This window comes from Candidatus Zixiibacteriota bacterium, from assembly GCA_021159005.1.
In the GTDB taxonomy this organism is placed as follows: Bacteria; Zixibacteria; MSB-5A5; order UBA10806; family 4484-95; genus JAGGSN01.
Genome location: JAGGSN010000210.1, coordinates 55,720 through 72,950 on the forward strand (window position 1 = coordinate 55,720; position 17,231 = coordinate 72,950).

9 protein-coding genes are annotated in these 17,231 nt (G+C 42.3%); all 9 read right to left on the reverse strand.

Annotated elements, in window-relative coordinates:
• Nucleotides 1-19: 19 nt before the first annotated feature.
• Entirely contained in the window at nt 20-1,369 is a 1,350-nt protein-coding gene (locus J7K40_14125; protein MCD6163533.1) for a TldD/PmbA family protein, read from the reverse strand.
• Nucleotides 1,366-2,808, reverse strand: coding sequence for a TldD/PmbA family protein (locus J7K40_14130; GenBank protein MCD6163534.1), 1,443 nt, complete (start codon nt 2,806-2,808; stop codon nt 1,366-1,368). Before J7K40_14130 ends, J7K40_14125 begins: the two co-directional genes overlap by 4 nt.
• Before the next feature lie 231 nt (nt 2,809-3,039).
• Nucleotides 3,040-3,972: a hypothetical protein gene (locus J7K40_14135; GenBank protein ID MCD6163535.1), complete on the reverse strand. Its 933-nt coding sequence runs from the start codon at nt 3,970-3,972 to the stop codon at nt 3,040-3,042.
• Nucleotides 3,973-4,089: 117 nt separating this feature from the next.
• Nucleotides 4,090-5,892: a hypothetical protein gene (locus J7K40_14140; GenBank protein MCD6163536.1), complete on the reverse strand. Its 1,803-nt coding sequence runs from the start codon at nt 5,890-5,892 to the stop codon at nt 4,090-4,092.
• Nucleotides 5,893-5,910: 18 nt separating this feature from the next.
• Nucleotides 5,911-6,918 carry a PorV/PorQ family protein gene (locus tag J7K40_14145; GenBank protein MCD6163537.1) on the reverse strand — a complete coding sequence of 336 codons (1,008 nt, stop codon included), beginning with the start codon at nt 6,916-6,918 and terminating at the stop codon, nt 5,911-5,913.
• Nucleotides 6,919-6,933: 15 nt separating this feature from the next.
• Nucleotides 6,934-9,594, reverse strand: coding sequence for a hypothetical protein (locus J7K40_14150; GenBank protein MCD6163538.1), 2,661 nt, complete (start codon nt 9,592-9,594; stop codon nt 6,934-6,936).
• 43 nt (nt 9,595-9,637) lie between these two features.
• Nucleotides 9,638-13,084 carry a TonB-dependent receptor gene (locus J7K40_14155; protein ID MCD6163539.1) on the reverse strand — a complete coding sequence of 1,149 codons (3,447 nt, stop codon included), beginning with the start codon at nt 13,082-13,084 and terminating at the stop codon, nt 9,638-9,640.
• Between the two features lie 741 nt (nt 13,085-13,825).
• Complete coding sequence (locus J7K40_14160; protein MCD6163540.1) at nt 13,826-15,598, reverse strand: T9SS type A sorting domain-containing protein; 1,773 nt, start codon at nt 15,596-15,598, stop codon at nt 13,826-13,828.
• 57 nt (nt 15,599-15,655) lie between these two features.
• Nucleotides 15,656-16,477 (reverse strand): hypothetical protein, encoded by an 822-nt coding sequence (locus J7K40_14165; GenBank protein MCD6163541.1) that lies wholly within the window; start codon nt 16,475-16,477, stop codon nt 15,656-15,658.
• Nucleotides 16,478-17,231 lie beyond the last annotated feature (754 nt).

Here is a 17,231-nt window from a genome sequence, read left to right on the forward strand (position 1 = left end):
CCTCCTCTAATTAAATCCGCTAAAATTCAGTTTTACCCGAAAAATTAAACTTTTTAATCATAATTGTCGGGGAACTGCAGCAGCCGAAATCATCCCACCAGTTGCTGCAAAGTTTTGTTTCTTTCGATATACCGCCTACTCGCGAAAACGCCTTGGTAATCGATTCGGTAAACCTCAGATTTTTGACTCCGCCGTTGATTTTACCATTTTTTATTCTGAAAGTGCCATCGCGAGTCATGCCGGTCATCAGGGCTTTGGTAGTATCCAGCAAGCCGTTGATATAATGAAACCTCGTTACAAGAATGCCGTTTTTAACTCCGGCGATAAGCGATTCTTTCGATTTCTTGCCGGCGGCAATAAATATATTTCCCGACATCGGACCCTCGCCGGAACCCGGCCTAAGGGCATGACCGGTCGATCTGACATTGGCTTTACCAGCATACAGCGAATCATAAACAGGGCTATTGGCAATCCCCTTTTTTACCATAAACACTTTTCTCTTGGCAACCCCCTCAAAATCGAAAGGCACAGCCAGCCCGGAGGTGTTGACAGCATCATCGTAAATGGTAACATCTTCTCCCATTATTTTCTTGCCGATTTTTTTCGATAAAATACTCGTGTTCTCAAAATAAGGTTTGGCGCCAAATGCGATATATGTTAGCCAGTTCATTATTTCGGCAATAGCCTCCGGCTCTAAGATAACATCATATTTGCCCGGTTCGAGATTTTCGGGGTTTTGGCTGTCGAGACATTTTTTAATCGCTGTTTGCGCAAGCAAATCGAACGGTATTTTCACTACGCGCCGCGATAAACCGGAGGCGAAACCGGAGGAGGTATCAGTCATCGCCACAACGTTTATCGAAGCCGCTGTTACCGGTTGATAAGCCGCCAATCCATTTGAATTCACTACCGCCAGTTCCGAGGTTGAGGTTGAAAAAGCGCCGGCAACTTTCAAGCCGAACTTATCAGCCTCACGGCAAATTTTCAGGATAACCTCAGCCCGTTGTTTAGGCGAATATTTAGCGGTTGGTTCGAAAAATGTTTGTATCTTTTTATATTTACAAGGCTTAGGGAAACCTTTAAAATCTGGATTTGACGGCTGATGTTTGGCAATCAGTAAAGAGTTGTTTAAGGTCTTAAGAAGATCAGCTTTTTTAAATGAGTTGGTTGCGGCTACGCCGATTTTACCATCTATGGCAGTTCTGAAATAAATCGTATTGTTGGCTTGGGCAACATTCTGATGGATATAAGAGTTGGCAAACCGTGTCAAACCTGATTGGCTACCGTTAAAAACAGCTTCGGTTTGATCAGCCTCTGATTTATTTATAACAGTTCGCAAAGTTGTCAGGATTTTATTTTCCTTAATCATTTACTCACCCCCACTGTAACATTATTAAATCTTGTTGGCGAGGCTCCATGAGCCACATGAGCGGTTTGCATAGGTTCGCCCTTTCCGCAGGATGGTATCCCCCATATATGCCAGTGGTTTTTATTGCAGATAGCATCGCATGAGTTCCAGAACTGCGGAGTAATTCCAGTATATAGCGGATTCTTATACATCTGGCCTATTTTGCCGTTTTTTATCTGCCAGGCGATTTCGGTACCAAACTGGAAATTCAGCCGTTTGTCATCAATAGACCAGCTTTTATTAGTATCTAAAAGAATACCATCTTTAGTATCGGCGATAAGGTCATCATATTCCCATTCTCCCGGCTCAAGATTCAAGTTTGTCATGCGAATCAGCGGGACACTGTTCCAACCATCAGCAAGCATACAGCCATTGGAAATCGATTTTATCACCGGCGCGGTCTCCCGCGAGGTCAAATAGCCGACTATGATGCCCTCTCTGATAACATCCGAACGGCAGGCTTTGACGCCCTCGTCATCATAGCCGAATGCGCCCAATCCGCCCTCGGCGGTCGAATCGATAACGATATTGACAATCGGCGAGCCATAGCGGAAACTGCCCATCTTATCGAGAGTCATAAAAGAACCGCCGGCTAAGGAAATCTCGGTGCCCAGCACCCGGTCGAGTTCGGCAGGATGGCCGCATGATTCATGCACCTGTAAAGCCATCTGCGAACCGGTGATTATCACAGTAGTATCGGTTGCCGGGCAGGCGGTAGCTTTCAGCAAAGCCGCAGCTTCATCGGCAACACGTTCGGCATTATCAACAAGTTTCATATTTCTGATAAACTCGAAACCGGCACTGCTGTAATCGCCGCGAAAAGAGGCGGGGTACGACCGTTTCTGCACCTCCGAACCTGAAACAGCAGTTGCCGTATAGCCGCCGCCAGATTCAAATATCTCCTGCTCGATATAGGCGCCCTCGGTCGAGCAGAATATTTTATTCGTTTTATAGAATCCCAAGCTGGCTTCGGCTACTTTTACCGCTTTATTTTTACGAAGTATATCTGTCAGATTAAATAACAGTCCCAGTTTCTCATCGATAGGAACCGCGAAAGGATCTTCCCTAAACTTTGTGCTGTAATTTCCCACAAAAGGCTCAACCTCGGCCAAGCGAACCTCTTCCTTTTTGGTTAATGCGGAAGCCTTAGCTATCTTAATTGCCAAGTTGGCGGTTTTGATAAGGTCTTCCTCAGCTAAACTGCAGGTTGAGGCAAACCCCCAGCAGCCATCGACAATAACCCGTATGCCCACACCTCTGTCATCATTTAGCGACATCGCCTCAACCGTTTGGTCTTTCACCTGTATCGATTGATTGATGCGGTAAACATAACGAGCATCACCATAGGAAACTTTTTTAACTCTAAGATGATTGATAATCTTCTTTAGCTTTTCCTGCAATATAATCCTCCCGTTTATTTTTAGGCAATTTATGTTTTATAAGTGCGGTTGTCAAGCTATCTGAAATATTCATTATAAAAAATATAAGTTCTCGTGATAGTAATCTGTTAATTCTAATGCTTTATTGAGAGGTAGGATTATCGGTAAATTAACTTGTATAATCGAGGGCGTATGCAATACGCCCCTACGCGTTCGGGGCTGGAAAATCCCGACTATATACTACAGCAGTTTTTATCTTTCTATAAATCCCGCTAATCCCGAAAATCCGGCTTTTCGTATGGCTAAATATAAACCCTTATTGCATGCCTTTAATATATCACGGCTATAAATATAACTGCTGATAAACCCCGCCGCGAAACTATCCCCGCAGCCGGTCGGGTCAACAACTTTCTCCACCGGCTTAACAGGTAAAATATGCGCAACAGGCTTATCTCGATTGCCAGCTATTACAACTATGTCTTTTTCCTCGCGCGTTATAATGACCGCCATAGGCCCCCTCTCACGCACTTTCAAAGCTGAGCTGATTATCGATTCTGTTTCGTTCTCAGTTTCGGGCATTATTGATTGCAGTTCGATATGATTCATCTGGACTATATCCGCCAGCTCCACGTACTCCCGCCAGTGAGGATTATATCGGAAATATCGCTTAACCCGTTGGCCGTCTTTATCAATTTTAATGCGTCCTAATGCTAAGCTGTGGTAGTCCATATAAATCAAGGGGGAGAATTGCCTTTTCAGCCATCGTATATGCCGCGGCGGGAACTCATCCCCACCGATATAATTGATAAGTGCAACATCAAGCTTTCTGCAGGATAAGAACAATCTCGGCGTAATCATCGGCATCTCTCCTATATTAATCTCCTCCCGATAATCAGTGTCTGAATATCTAAGTTCATGGATTTTATTATTTCTCGGAATTTTTTTAGCCTTAGAGAAATCAATTGCCGGAAAACGGCTGAAAAATTCTATAGCCTGATTATACAAATCATAACCGATATTGCAGACCGGTATAACTCTGCCAGCATCCACGATCATAGCCGCAAGCGCGGTTAAGTTATAGGCTATGCCGCCTAAGGCATCAACTTTTTGTCCGCCCGGATTGACTATCCTGTCGCGTACGATATGGCCGATAACAGCGATGGTATGTTTAGTGTTTCCAATCATTAAATTGCCCTATTAGTTGCCAAGCAGTGTTTGGCAACTAAGTACTAAAAAAGTAGGGGCATCCGGCAGTTGTCGGACGCCCCTACGGGAGTATTTTCAATTTTCAATTAAAATCTATCAATCTTCATTCAAGAACCAATCCAGCATATTGGTAAAAACATCCTGAACATCGCCGTCCGAATTGTCCATTAAAAATAACGGGAAACCGAAATATGATGTTTTAAAAACCTCATGCTCAGGAAAAAATCTTAATGCAACAGGCATATTCTGGAAACCAATCATAGTATCCGGTTGAGCGGCTTGGTATTTAAATAGCCCCTCAGAATGGCTGGAAAATCTTGAGAATACATCAACTTTATTTATTCCATATTGTCTCAGCAGCCTGGTTCGAGTTGTATCGGTAACTAAAGTATTAAATCCGCTGTGGGCTGATGTGGCTCCAACGAATTCAGCGCTATCGTTAGCAATATTACGTTGAGATAATCTATAACTGCTCAAATCGAAAAATTCTATTGCCAAACTATCGTATCTTAGTTGATACTCACCTTCATCTTCATTAGAGCCATTTCCATAATAGAAACTTTGACGGCCAATCACCCAGGCTTTACCTCCTGCAGAAAGATAATTATATAAAATTGATTCAAGCGGATCTTTTTGCGGATCATTAGACATGTAATCCATATCATCAATAATAATCATTCTATATTTAGCAATTTCCGGTATGGAAGGTATAGCAATAGGTTCGGTTTCTCCCCCAACAGCTGGCTCGCCGTAAATAGTATATGAGTAATCGCCGGCGCCCTGAATCATCTCTGCATAAAAACAAGTATCTAAAGTCGGGAAATAAAGAGGCGTCTCCTGCAAAGTATCATCCGGAGCATAAACAGTATCGGCAGGCCAACCGCGTATTGATATTGTCCTATATTGCGTTGCCTGAATTACAAGTATATCCTTAGCCGAATCAGGTTCTTCTATCCACTTGGGAACAACGCAGGCAAATGTGCCCCATGCGTCAGTACTATCTTCGACCTCAGCGTCATCCCTTACCCTGACTGTAAACAGGTAGCAGCCGGTTGGAACATTACTAAATGTTATCGTTTGATTCCATACCCAGCCGCTGTCGGTTGGCCATTGACTGGCATCACAAGCGCCTAATTCGCCATCGGAACAGGAAAAGGCAAACAAATCGTTTAAATCAACGCTATCAGGGGTAATGTCAATTATTTTCAAATCTTGATCGTAATGAGACAAGTCGAATGGTCCATACATTTTCCACAAATATTGGAAGTTGGGTTGTTCACCCGCAAAATCCAAAGTGTCATCGCCATTCCAGTTGATTTCAAATCCTTCCCAGAGCGCGTTAGTATCTGGTAAGCTCCAAACCAAATCCGTAATCATTAAACCGTTAGTATCGTACTCATCAACATGATTTCCCGGCAAAAGTTCGAGATATGTTTCGGGCATGTGGTTTCTTCTAAACAAGTTCATGTAAATAGTATTCGAGTATTCGCCGTCATCATCTTTGCATTTAACAAAAATGTATTGTTGAAGCGAATCCTCTTCATCGTCCATAGCAAAAAGCTGAATTGAAGTGTTTGTTGAGTCGGTTGACGACCATTGAGTTATGCTTAACGTGTCAAGAATATTCGCAATATAGCCATCCGCGTCGCCTTGGACACTATCCTCACCAACTACAATGTAGTAATATTCATCAATATAGCCATCGCTGTCGATACCATACCAGTAAATGCGCGCGCTGGAGGTGAAGGTAGAATCCTCTAACGGAAGGTTGGTAAAGGATATTGTCGGGCTTTCGTTTTCGATAAGTGTTCCGACAAGTTCTTTTGGCGCGCAATTAAAAATAATTATTGAAGCGGCCAGTATGATTAATGCTGCCGCAAATATTAATTTCTTTCTCATAATTCCTCCTTAAATCCTTTAGAATTTGAAATCGAAACTGAAACGGTGAATACAATTAAGATATCCGAAATCCTGGTAGGCATAATCTACTTGCATGGTATAACCGGAAACCGGAAGTTTGATGCCGCCGCCAAAAGAAAAACCGGATGTTAGGTTAAACGACCTTATTCCACTGGTATTAAAACCTTCATCACTAAGATTACCATTGTTAATATAGTCATACTGGAATTTTTTGCCCAGCCGAAGAGCGAAAGAATCATTCAGCCAGTATTCAAACCCTGTAGCGAATTTCTCAAGATTGTCGTTTGGGCGGGAGGCTTGAAGACCACAGGTTAGTTTTTGATTATCGCGTTCGATAATATTGATTGCGGAGCCAAATCTAAAATCAATAGGAAGAGCATAAGCCTCGCCGGATTCACCCTCGACAAATTTCATATCCGGGCCGAAATTGGCAATCATCATACAGATAGTGAAATCGCGATAGCCTGTATTGTAATAAATGCCAACATCAGAAGCCCAGCCATTAGCGGATTCGAGTTCGAGGAATGAATGTATGAATTTCATAGTTAGACCAATCGCGAAATTATCGGTCAGGCTGGATGAATAAGTTGCCGCCAGAGCAAAATCTCCAACCGTAAAATTCTGACCGGTACCTTCGGGATGCTTGTAATCGGTATAAGGCATATCGCCGGTGTGAAGCCAATAAGTTGCCAGGCCGATATTGCCGTAAATTTCAGGCACGGGCGCAACAAAACCAATAAACTCATAATTAATATCCGCCGGATAATCAATATGAGTAATCATTATTTCTCTTTCCTCAATTAATGCGGTTCCGCCGGGATTGTAATACAAAGCGGACGCATCATTGGCAACGCCGATGAAAGCTCCCCCCATGCCTATGGCTCTGGCAGAGACTCCTATTTCTAAGAATTGCGCTCCTGCCGTTCCAACCTTGGCTTGCCCGAAAGCTAATACAGGCAGGCAAAGAAGAAACGTAAGCGTACCAATTGTAAGATATTTTTTCATGTTCATGCCTCCTGACTATTTAATAATTGCAAATTTTCCAATTTCTGACTCTCTATTAGTGCCGCCATCGACAGCAATAAATTCAATGGAATACAAGTATAACCCGGAAACAACAGCCTGTCCGTTGCGTGATACCAGATTCCAATAGATAATTCCTGGCGGGGTACCGTAATACTGCGGATTATCCGGGTCGTAAGTTATTGCCATAATAAGATCGCCGTCAAGGCTCCATATCCTGACAATCGCTCTTTGGTCATCCGTAAAGCCCGAGAAGAAAATTCGGCGGTCTTGTTCTGCCCACGTAACCGGACTTTCTTCCTCAAATTGTTGATATATACTAGTATTAGATTTTTTATACGGATTAGGATAAACCATAATTTTCTTATCAGCATCTTTTTTAATTGGGTAAATCAGAGCGGAATTAATTGTTTTTGCCGATTCAAGCGAACTCAAATCAGTTTGAGCATTGCCAAAATCAAAAGCTGTTACCGCCAAATAAATGCCTTTTGTTTGCAGCAAATCATCGACTGTGAAGCTATAATAATTAGCCAATACCGTATCACTATCGATTACAAGCGTATTAGTACTATCGAGTATTTCATCAAACCCCGAGTTGAAATCATAAGCGGTCCAGTATGGCTCGCCGTCCGTATCTCTTTCGTCGGGATGCACAAACACGGTATCGCCGCCCAAGCTCATTAAGCTGTCGGTAGTAATTGGATTCTGTCTGGCTAAATTGATTGCCCAACCCTCAGGAGTTGAAGCATCCCAAGTAACCGGCAGCCAGTCTACTTTGTCGTAGCGGCGCAGAAGCGTCCAGTCTAAAGCGTCATAAGATATGTAAATCGCATAGCCCTCAAAATCTTGAAGTCCTGAAAATAGATCTTCGCAATCCTCGGGACCTGTACCGGGTTCATCTATATTAATGCCGCACCATGATAGTTTAATATAACCTTTATCAACTTCAAAATTAATCTTAGGAGAAGTTGGCGGCGGCGGGCCTGTAAAATCAGGGACGCCGTCTCCCATATACCAGAATACATCACCTGATGGCAATGTATCAGCTCTGCCAGAACAGCCATCTCCATCCGTATCAACGCCAGGATTGTCATAAACCCACGAAGCCCACTGGGCGTTGGTGGCAAAATCGCTGAAATTTAAATTATCATAAAATGCCTGGACACTGGCTGGGTTATTTGTACCATCTCTCAAATTATTTGCATAGTTAGACGGGTCGTTATGCAGATTTTCACCGCAAATATAAGCTACTGTCAAAGTACAGATATCACCCGGCATAAGCTTAAATGCATCAGAGCCGCCAAACGAAAATAAGTAGCGTGTATCATAACCATTCGCCAGAGTTTGTGCTTGGTCGCTTTTGGGTATCCAGGTGTTGCCGGTATATATACTGTCGAGATCACAAAATGCCTGGTCATAATCGAATTCTGTATTAGACATTACCTGATATTTGGCAATATCGCCGCCGGGAGTTCCTTTGGCGCCGTCAGGGAAATCGCCCCATATATCATATTTTTCCTGAAGCTGAGGTCCCCAGTCATATTGATTATCCATATTGGATATCCACCAGTTGAAGCTGTAGGAAATATTCTCTTGGTAATCATCTTCGCAAATACCAGTACCTCTGCCAGGCCAATTTACGACGCGGCAGCCTGAGACACCCCTTGGGGAACGATGAACATCATAAATACCGCCGTATGGTTGGCCGTCGTTATCGGCAATCCAGGCTGTATATATATCAGAGGATCGGTCCGGGCTCTGCGGGTTAGCATAACTTTCTATAAATCCGCATAAATCGTCTTGAGCCCCCTCCTCAATGCCATAACCATTCTCACTTGTATGCAAAACATCCGCATCGATATACAATCCGAGCCATAATTCGTTTAGGCGCTTTTGGCCGACATTCTCTATTTCGAAGTCTATCAGAATAAAATCCTCTGCATATTCATAAGACCATGAATAGCTCTTTTGAATAACACTTATGCCAAGCGGTTTATGAGGACGATTAGAGATTGGGTCAATGTTTACACCTGATGTTTTAGTATCATCATATTTGCAGATAAAATCCTGTTCCGAAATCGCTTCAAATACTCGTCCCGGAATATCTCTCGTCAAAGAACCTGTCGTCGGCGCGTAAGGCGGCGATGCTTCGCCTCTTGTTGACAACATCAGTATCTCGCCTGCCGGCGGCGACGATGGCAGAAGCTCATTAATATTGCGCTGCCAGCCGTCATCCCCTATTGACACTAAGGTATCATACACACCCGGTTCATCCGGATTCTCTTGAATAGCGCCAATCCAAACACAACCTTGGAAAAGATATTCAAAATTTGAACCGCCCGGGAATTCACATGAAGGAGCCGGTTGGGATGTAAGCGGATCGTAAAGGTCTTGAGATTCGCTTCCCAGCTTGCCGTAATTAGTAATCGAGAAATATACTTTTGAAATCCGATGTACTCTGAGTTCCATATTGGGACCGACCAGCGATTTGCCCAAAGGTCCCCGACCTTCAGATCCCCAGCGCATATTTATCCCAAACACGCTTGTTGATAAAAGCAGCACCATAAGCGCAATTAACGATACCAACAAACTTGATGATCCGCGGGAATAAACTCCAATTGACTTTCGCAAGGATATGAAAGGTTTGATTTTTATCATTTTTACCTCCACAACTCTATTCTAATTTCAGTTATCATTTATGCTAATTAAATTTCACAGAAAGGCCGACCATAATCTGCCTGCCGGGTCCATAATTAGTTGGGTCTAAATCAATATCCATACCGGTTAAAACCCGGCTTTCAAAATTCATGTTGGTATTCGCCATTCCTGTTGATGTGTATAAGTAATCAATATTAGGAGCATTGAAGGCGTTATTAATCAGTACCGAGAAGGTGAAATTCATATTAACCATCTGGAAATTTTTATCAAACATAATGTCAACGCTTGATGTAGCAGGATACCTTTTCGAGTTAACCTGTGGGTTCTCATTAAATCCTAAGCCTAAGCCCGGATAACTGGCACTCGGTGTAAAAGGTCTGCCGCTTTTATATGTCATTGTTGTGCTTAAGCTCCAGTCATCAGGAAGCTTGAAAATGCCGAAATGCGGGTGTTCGCCTTTGTTGACATTCAGATTTGAGCTTACTGTCAATTGGTGGCGGATATCCCAATCGAGAGGGTTCTCTTTGATTGAAATATCGCCGCCGGCAATTCTGATATAATAATCGGAACGGTCTGAAGAGCTTTTACCGAATGCCCATGTATATTCATATTTGATTGAGCCGGATAAAATCTGACCATATCTCTTTTCAAGCTCAAGCTCAAGGCCGCGAGAACGAGCATAGTCCGAATTCTCCTGGTAATCAGCTGCATTTGGCTCTAAGCTTTCCGGCACTGTATTTAAAAGCCCGTACTGGTCTTTATAGAACCCCGAAACATCCAGACGATAGCCTTCCGCTAATATATACTGAACACCGACTTCATACAGGATTGTTTTTTCATAATCAAGGTTTGGGTTGCCAAATACCGAGACAGCATTTGTTGCCTGTGTTCTACGCTGATAAAATTTCACAAAACCAGGCCTTTGATAAAAATGGCCATAATTGAACATTAATTTTGCTTTCTCGGAAATCGGGAAAGAAAAACCAATACGAGGTACGAATTTATACTGCGCATCGATAATCTGTCTGTAGCTTAAACCCTCGGTTATAAGCGTTAGGCTGTCTTTTGCTTCACGAGCCTGAATAAAGAATTCGTAGCGCATACCGAGATTGGCAACAAGCTCGCCATACTCGATTTTATCTTGAATATAAAACGCTCCGTCTTTTGGTGTTCTGACATAGAAATCTCTAAAAACGCCCTTGGAATAGGTTTGATAAACATACTCATCAACTATTCCATTTCCGGTAGTATCTTTGGCATCGGTTACGCGGGTTATGTTCAGCCATGGCCCGCCGTCATCAGGACCGTTATACTGATAGTAAGGATACTGCATATCCTGATAATCAATTCTATGAAATCTGAATTCGAAACCGGTTTTTAAACCATGGTGACGGTCTACTTGGCTGGTAATATCGAATTTTATAGTGCGGGTACGCGTATAATCGTAATGATACTGAGCCCAGCGGTCATAGCCGCGGTCAAGAAAATTATCAGAGCTATCCCATTTGCCGTTGCCGTTAACATCAGTATAAGCCTCGCCATAATCATAATAGCCATTTGGCGGGTCATAATAGCCATTACCATTGCGGTCTAAAAATGGAATTCCTTCAGACCATTCATCATTAGGTCCGGTATAATCTCCGCTAATGTCATAATCATCAGCTGGATCCCAATAATCACCACTTAATGTGTCATCAGTGTATATTCCGTTTCCATCTCCATCAATAAAAGGCTCGCCAAGACTTATATCGCCATCAAAATATGGTTCCGGCATGTCTTCATCGAATATGTCGCGCAATTCGGGATCGTAAATGCCATTGCCTTCACCATCTTCATCTACATATACCGAGTCGCCGTCATCATAGGCGCCATCGCCATTAACATCAACATAATAAACATCGTATGCTATCTGTTCGGCAGGATCCCAAATACCGTTGCCATTACTGTCAATATATGGCTCGGGGTCCCATTGGCCATTGCCGTTAATATCAACATAAGTATCTATGCCGGGGTCAAATTGGCCGTTATAATTATAATCAGTATATGGTTCGCCCCAAATGCCATCGCCATTAATATCTTCAAATTCTTCTGCATTGTCCCATTGTCCGTTGTCGTTGGCATCATAATAAGACTCGAACCATTCAATCGGCGAGTATATTTCAGTTGGCGTAAGACCGCCGGGTTTGCGTTCGTAAGTTTGAATAACCTCGCTTAATAGGAGTTCGCCAAAAGAATCTTTCAAAAATGGCGGGTTAAAGGAAAATTTAGCTGATTTAATCTCGGTTGAATTAAATAATCTGGTGGCAGTTTCAGGTGTATATAAATAAGTCCAACTGAAATTATGTCCGCGGCTCCACTCTTTGCTGTAGCGCAGGTTAAGCTTGTACCGCGAATTAGGGTCCATTTTCCAAGTTAATTTAGCTAAGCCGGAATATTTATTTACTCTTTTTCTGGGAATATCCATTCCCCAAAAATCATCCGAACCATAATCGATTTTAGATTTCAGCGAGGGATAATCATTATAATCTACCCAGGTATTTGATTTATCTGCGCTGAAGCTGGTATAATAAGCCATATTTTCTCCCGGCCATTTAAGACCTAAAGCAGGCACCAGCTTATCCGACAGCAAAGGCAAAGGTCCGCCCATGCTAACATTAAAAATATCCTGATCAAAAGAATAATCATTTAAACTTGGAAAACCCAAGTCGTCAGTTTTAAACTCTGCATAGATTTGGGTATATTTATTTGAACCTTCTTTACGAGTAGTAGTAACAAGTCCGCCAGCCATATCACCATACTCAGCCGGGTAGTTGCCTTTCATAATAGAGACATCTTCGATATCGGAGGCAGCCATATTCATCGACATTCTTGAAATCGGCGTAGCTTCGCTACCGCCCATATTCACGCCGCCGTAACCGCCGAGCTGGTCGCGAATTAAAACGCCGTCATCAACAAAAGCTAATTCGCCGGCGCGCGAACCGCGAACATGTAAAGCTCCACCCTGCGATACAAAACCGGTCTGGGTCTTAATAATGCCTTCAATATTAATAGCCGGAATAGAAGCAATCTCATCTTTGTTCATTCGGTCAACACTGCTCACTTCAAACTTGTCAATATCAGGACGCCTACCAATAACTACTATGCTATCCATATTGATAGCTTCGGATACTAATTCAAAATCCTGTTCTGTGGTAACATCAGCTTGAACCAGCACATTGGTAACAGTTAGTTTATTATAACCAATACAATGACCAACTAAAGAGTAGGTGCCGGGCGGCACGTTTAAGATAACATAAGATCCATCTATCGGATTAACATTAGCTCCCATAGTTGTGCCTTCAATAATCACGCGAGAACCGGGAATAGCTTCTTTGTTCTCGCTATCGGTAATTACTCCCATGATTTTTCCGGTAGTTCCCGCAAATACTAAATGGAAACATAAGATTATGAAAGACATTGCTATAAGGCTTATAAACCTTGCCAATTTCATACTCGACCTCCTCTTAATTCTATCGCCTTTTATTAATATTTTTCCTAAATATCGGGAAGTAGTATCTTTCCTCCCAAACTCTCTTCCTGCTCTTGCTGTTTCTTAATGTCCTTACATTGCTAAATACAATCCAACACTTAAAATATTCCCAAAAATATTTAGCTCCGGTTACTAATCACCGCTTGGTAACCATCGGAAATATTCCATACAATTTGTTTATTACAAACATGAAAGTCAAGCAATTTTTAATAAGTAGTTTTACTTATCTAAGATTTTATATTTTAGCATTACTAAAAAACGAAATACAATGATAAAAATCAAGGATGCTATCCCGCATTATTCATAAATTCTGCTATCCCTGATTATTTATAGATTATAGCATACAAATATTGCAATGTGTAAATTAGTCCCGCAGGTTAAAACTACTTGAGGTTTGATATATTTAACTGGCGGGTCAAGTCCCAAGTGGTCTTGGCCTGCTTCGGTATTGCGTAAATCCGTCATTGCTCCGCCTTTTACGAACGTCTTAAGTGGACGCGGCAATCTCAATGCCCTAATTAGCACGGCAACAACGAAATTGCCACATCGTCCGCCGCGGCGGACTTCTCGCAACGACTCGCCTACTCTTTAATGTTGTCGCAAGTTACTTCCGACAGTATTTAGCAGCCATGCGGGCAAACAAAAAAACGGCCGGGTAAAAACCCGACCGTTAAAAACCATAATAGAATGTATGGAATATTATTACTTAATCATCACAGCTTGTTTGGTTTCGGAAACACCACCGGCAGTGAGTTTATAGAAATAAACACCAGAGGCAACATCTGAAGCATTCCAGACTACCTCATGCGAACCGGCATTCATATGCTCATTAACAAGCGTGGTTACTTTCGCGCCGGTTAAATCGAATATATCGACAGTAACAGGAGCAGCTTCCTTTAAGCTAAATGATATCACAGTGCTGGCATTGAATGGATTGGGATAGTTCTGGTTCAGACTGAAATTCTCTGGACGATTAGTGTTTTCGTCCACACTGCTTGCATAAGGATTTGGATAAGTCAGATACAAAACAGGGTTCTCGGTTGCGGTGCCCTCTGTTTGAACAATGCCGCCGGCATCCTTATCGTTAATATAAAGAACATGCAGGTTTTCATCGACTACATCGGCCAAAGTTGACCAGTGGTCGCTGTCGCATTCGCCGGGGAAACAGCCGGGTGATGCCGAGTTGGTCAGGTTATATAAGCTAGTATCCCATGAACCGCCATATGGTTTACAAACCATATAGATTTCACCATTACCAAAACCGCCTTCGGAAATATCGGAAGTATCGAAATATGTAAATGTGCAGAATAAATTGTTGTCGGTGTCAACGCCAAGATTCATCTTGCTGATACTGCGGTTCCAGGCGCCTTCTATGGTCGTCCACAGTGAATCCGGATGATGAAATATTGTTTCGATTTCATCTGATTCTTCATCCCAATGCTTAAGGTTGGTGCGATAATAAATACCTTCATCGGTAACCCACTGGTCTGTCCAGACCACATGGATATTGTCGTTGTAATCAAATAAGACATCAAGGTCTGTATAGGCAAACAATGAATCATCATCGGTGGTATAGTTTGTGATATTGTTTCTGCCGTAGCGGAAATCCCATGAGGTGCCGTCATCAGAAATAACATAATAGATGTCGTTATACCACTGAGTGCTAGTATCAGTAGTTTTGGAATAAGCAATAACTACTCTGTCGGAAACAGGCGAAGCATCGACTACGCTGCTAATAACCATGACTGTATCGACAAACTGAAGCGTACTCCATGTGGCGCCACCATCGGTTGAGCCGGTGTATGCCATTCTCTGCATGCGGAGTGTGGTATTCTCTGTCATAGTTACATGAATATTATCATTGCGGTCGACACACATATAAGGCCAATAACATCTGCCGGGGCTGTCGGGTGTCTGCGGGAACAGTTCGTCCGGCGGGTTGTAATGGTCGAATATTCCCATGCCCGATATCTCGTTATCGATAGAAACGGTAGCATAAGTAGGCGAACTTCCGCCTGAGGAATGGTAAGCGAAACAGCCTTGAGTGCCGCTGTAGATATCTAAGTTTGTATAACCTGCGCCAGCATCAACATTGACCTGTCCGTCGATCTCATTCGGGTTCAGAACGCCGTTAGCATCCATCCAGTTGTGATAAACATGACGGGGAACTTGCGGATATGGCCAACCATTCAAATACATCCAGTCAAAATAGATAGAACCATCATCGCAGATAGCTACACGATTGCCGCTTGAACCGTTGGTCTGGTAATCATAATAAGTTATACCTACTTGCAAACCCGGCGAATCAGTAGAAGTACCGGGAACATACGGATAAACCTCGACATCGGGAAGAGGCTCATCGCCTTTAATAATATTCTGCTGTGTCATCGGAGCGGTTTTTGAAAGCTCGGCAACAGCACCTGCGGTTAATAAAAACGCAGCTAGAACTGATAAAATAAAAATTTTTTTAATCATTCCTTATCTCCTTAAAAAGTACAAACGTTTACAAACCTAAACTATTTTCTGTGTTTGCTACATCACCTCCCTATGCTTTGATGTAAATTCATTGTTTATTTGCCAACTAAATTTTTCTTTGAACGCTTCAGCCATCTCCCTCTTTGAAATATTAATCAACTCTGCCTTTCCACTAAAAACATTTTCAAAACTAATCAGAAATCTCTTTTCTAAAGCTTTAAAGTTAACGGTTTTTCCAATAATTTGGCAAAGATTCGTGGAAGATTCTGCTATCTTCCTTTGTATTAACAACTTATTTTCGACTTTCAGCAAGTCAACCGTTGAAATCTCAGAATCAGCTAAAGGTATCGAGCCATGAACCAATACTGAATCAGGATAAACCCTTTGAGCCATAGGAGCAATCTTTTTTCCGCCGCATACAACCTCATACTGTGACGGCGCTGCCAAACAGGGTTGATGATGGCTATTAACTGCTTTTTTTAAACCATCCGCCAAAGATGCCTTGATACCCAGAGCTTCCAATCCTTCTATAATAACCCTGCCAGCCTTAAAAAAGAAGTCTTTTGCTGCAAACTTTTCTGGTTTTTGATAATCGAGAGCGCCGATAATGCTAAAACTTAAATCACCGTCATGAAGGAGTTCTCGTCCGCCGGTGGGACGACGAACAAGGTTAACCTTATTCCGCCAACAACTCTCAAAATCAACCCTTTTTTCTATCCGCTGATGGAACCCGCAACTAAGAGTCGGCTTACTCCAGCGATATAAACGAAATACAACAGACACTTTGGATTCGACGGCCCGACAAGCCAGTAAATCATCAATAGCCATATTCAAAGCGCCATTGCGAGCAGGATCATTAATGAACCTTAAACTATTCATTTGTCAAACAACAATATTTATCTAACATATTTCAAGCAAATTACATGCCTTAATAATTATAAGAGCCACTCATTAAATTGTCAAGGATGGAAATATTAACTGCATGCTATTTCTAAACTTAATTGATATTTGTTATAAAAACAATACTCCTCGTTAGAACTCATAATTTGCATGATTTTTATTTAGCAACTTATTTCATACCCTGTGCAAAATTCGGGTTTAATCAGTTTTATTATACTTTTATATTAATTTATAATCAATTGCAATAATGTCAAGGAGTTTTTATAATATAATGTAAATAAACGAATTGCGGCTTTCTTCAAACCGCAAGTCGCTCTTGCGCGACATATTTATATAAATTTTACTATCATTTAAGAACACTACTGTCCGGCCTTTTCAACAGAATTCTCCAATTAATACACAATAAATGAAACTTGATTAAGCCATAACATATAAAACAATAAGCCGTTAGAGTATCTTTATAAACACCTGTGTTCTGTTTTTTGCTTCATAGATATTTCCGGATTAGATTTCAGAAGTCGACTTTGATTCGATGATTATCCATTTACGTCATTCCCCCGCCGCGGCGGGGGAATCCAGAAATCCGCCAGTGGCGGACGGGGCTGTTAGTTAACTCAATGGTGGATGACAAAAACACCGTGCCCCGTGTCCGCAGACAGGCGGGCGCCGGCAGGCAGGAGCTGTCAGCATGACCAATCTCTGGATTCCCAATCAAGTTGGGAATGACGCGGGC

Bases quoted from the DNA above. Each gene is read 5' to 3' on its own strand.
- J7K40_14125 (MCD6163533.1), bottom strand. From the start codon at position 1,369: ATGATTAAGGAAAATAAAATCCTGACAACTTTGCGAACTGTTATAAAT.
- J7K40_14135 (MCD6163535.1), bottom strand. From the start codon at position 3,972: ATGATTGGAAACACTAAACATACCATCGCTGTTATCGGCCATATCGTA.
- J7K40_14140 (MCD6163536.1), bottom strand. From the start codon at position 5,892: ATGAGAAAGAAATTAATATTTGCGGCAGCATTAATCATACTGGCCGCT.
- J7K40_14145 (MCD6163537.1), bottom strand. From the start codon at position 6,918: ATGAAAAAATATCTTACAATTGGTACGCTTACGTTTCTTCTTTGCCTG.
- J7K40_14150 (MCD6163538.1), bottom strand. From the start codon at position 9,594: ATGATAAAAATCAAACCTTTCATATCCTTGCGAAAGTCAATTGGAGTT.
- J7K40_14155 (MCD6163539.1), bottom strand. From the start codon at position 13,084: ATGAAATTGGCAAGGTTTATAAGCCTTATAGCAATGTCTTTCATAATC.
- J7K40_14160 (MCD6163540.1), bottom strand. From the start codon at position 15,598: ATGATTAAAAAAATTTTTATTTTATCAGTTCTAGCTGCGTTTTTATTA.
- J7K40_14165 (MCD6163541.1), bottom strand. From the start codon at position 16,477: ATGAATAGTTTAAGGTTCATTAATGATCCTGCTCGCAATGGCGCTTTG.